A 2,379-nucleotide genomic window follows, 5' to 3' on the forward strand; every position below is an offset into this window, starting at 1 on the left:
CCGTGGACACCGCGTGCTCGTCGTCGCTGGTCGCGATGCACCTCGCGGTGCAGGCGCTGCGCTCGGGCGAGTGCCCGGTCGCGCTGGCCGGCGGGGTGACGGTGATGTCGACGCCGGGCACCTTCGTGGAGTTCAGCCGCCAGCGGGGGCTCTCACCGGACGGGCGTTGCAAGGCGTTCGCGGCGGCGGCCGACGGCACCGGCTGGGCCGAGGGCGTCGGGGTCGTCGTCCTGGAACGCCTGTCCCGGGCCCGGGAGCAGGGGCACCGGGTGCTGGCGGTGATCCGCGGCTCGGCGGTCAACCAGGACGGCGCGTCCAACGGGCTCACCGCCCCGAACGGTCCGTCGCAGCAGCGGGTCATCCGCCAGGCCCTGGCGAACGCCCGGCTGTCCCCGCAGGACGTGGACGCCGTGGAGGCGCACGGCACGGGCACCCGGCTCGGCGACCCGATCGAGGCCCAGGCGCTCCTGGCCACCTACGGCCAGGACCGGGACCGGCCGCTCTGGCTCGGCTCGCTCAAGTCGAACGTCGGGCACACCCAGGCGGCGGCCGGGGTGGGCGGGGTGATCAAGATGGTGCTGGCGATGCGGGCCGGGACACTGCCCCGCACCCTGCACGTCGACGAGCCGACACCGCAGGTGGACTGGGCCAGCGGGGCGGTGTCGCTGCTGACCGAGGCCCAGCCGTGGCCGGAGCGGAACGGCACGCGCCGCGCGGCCGTCTCGTCGTTCGGCATCAGCGGCACCAACGCCCACGTCATCGTCGAGCAGCCACCGGCCGCGACCGGGCCGGCGCCGGCACGGCGGGACCTGCCGACAGTGCCGTGGGTGCTCACCGCCCGCAGCGCCCCCGCGCTGCGTGGGCAGGCCGCCCGGCTGCTGTCCCACCTGGCCGACGCGGAGCCGGCGGACGTGGGGCTGTCCCTGGTGGCCACGCGGTCAAGCTTCGAGCACCGCGCGGTGGTGGTTGGCGACGACCGGGCGACGCTGGTCGACGGGATTGCCGCCCTGGCCGGCGGCGCGTCGGCCGGCTGCCTGGTCACCGGCTCGGCCGCGCCCGAGGAGGGGGTGGTCTTCGTCTTCCCCGGGCAGGGTGCCCAGTGGGTCGGCATGGCGACCGGGCTGCTGGATACGTCGCCGGTCTTCGCCGCCCGGATGGCGCAGTGCGCGGCGGCGCTGGACCCGGTGACCGGCTGGTCGCTGCTGGACGTCGTACGCGGGGGCGACGAGATCGAGTCGGCCGAGGTCATCCAGCCCGTGCTGTTCGCGATGATGGTGTCCCTGGCCGAGGTGTGGCGCTCGCTCGGCGTGCACCCGGCGGCGGTGATCGGCCACTCCCAGGGCGAGATCGCGGCGGCCTGCGTGGCCGGCGCCCTGTCGCTGGACGACGCCGCCCGGGTGGTGGCGCTGCGCAGCCGGGCGCTGCGGGTGCTTGCCGGGCAGGGCGGGATGGCCTCGGTGTCCCTGCCCGCGCAGCACGTGCTGGCCCGGATCGGGCCCGGGGTGTCCGTGAAACGCGGTGAACGGGCCGTCCTCGACGGTGGTCTCCGGTGATCCGGAGGGGCTGACCTCCCTGCTCAAGGAGCTGGACGCGGCGGGCGTGCGGGCCCGCCGGGTGCCGGTGGACTACGCCTCCCACTGCGCCCAGGTGGAGGCGATCGAGCAGGAACTGCGGGAGGTCCTGGCGGACCTGCGGCCCCGCACCGGCGAGGTGCCGCTGTACTCGACGCTGACCGGCGGCCGGATCGACACCGCGACGATGGACGCCGGCTACTGGTACCGGAACCTACGCGAAACGGTCCGGTTCGAGGACGCGGTGCGCGCCGCCCTCGCCGACGGGCTGCGGCACTTCGTCGAGAGCAGCCCGCACCCGGTGCTGGCCGTCGGGATGCAGGAGACGTTCGACGACGCCGGGGTGCCCGCCGCGGCGGCCGGCTCGCTGCGACGCAACGAGGGTGGACTCGACCGGCTCATGCTCGGCGCCGCCGAACTGTTCGTGCGGGGTGTTCCGGTCGACTGGGCCGCCGTGTTCGCCGACTCCGGAGCCCGGCCCGTGGAGCTGCCCACCTACGCGTTCCAGCGGCAGCGGTACTGGCTCGACACCGGGCCGGAGGAGGCCCGGCGGGGCGACCCGGCCGAGGACGGGTTCTGGGCGGCCGTGTCCGGCGGCGACCTCGCCGCAGTGGCGGCGCTGCTCCAGGTCGAGGACACCGAACCGCTGGACGCGCTGCTCCCGGCCCTGTCCCGGTGGCACCGGGGACGCCACGAGCGCAGCACCGTCGACGGATGGCGGTACCGGATCACCTGGACGGCGGTGCCCGACACCGCCTGCGGCCCCGCCCCGGGGCCGTGGCTGGTCGTCGCCGCCCCGACGCCGTCG

General features: G+C 76.0%; 1 pseudogene. It reads left to right on the forward strand.

What is annotated here, in order from left to right:
* Positions 1-2,226 (forward strand): annotated as a pseudogene (locus MCAG_RS02950) (type I polyketide synthase); the annotation flags it as partial.
* Positions 2,227-2,379: the final 153 nt, after the last annotated feature.

The sequence above is a fragment of the Micromonospora sp. ATCC 39149 genome (genome assembly GCF_000158815.1).
Lineage (GTDB): Bacteria > Actinomycetota > Actinomycetes > Mycobacteriales > Micromonosporaceae > Micromonospora.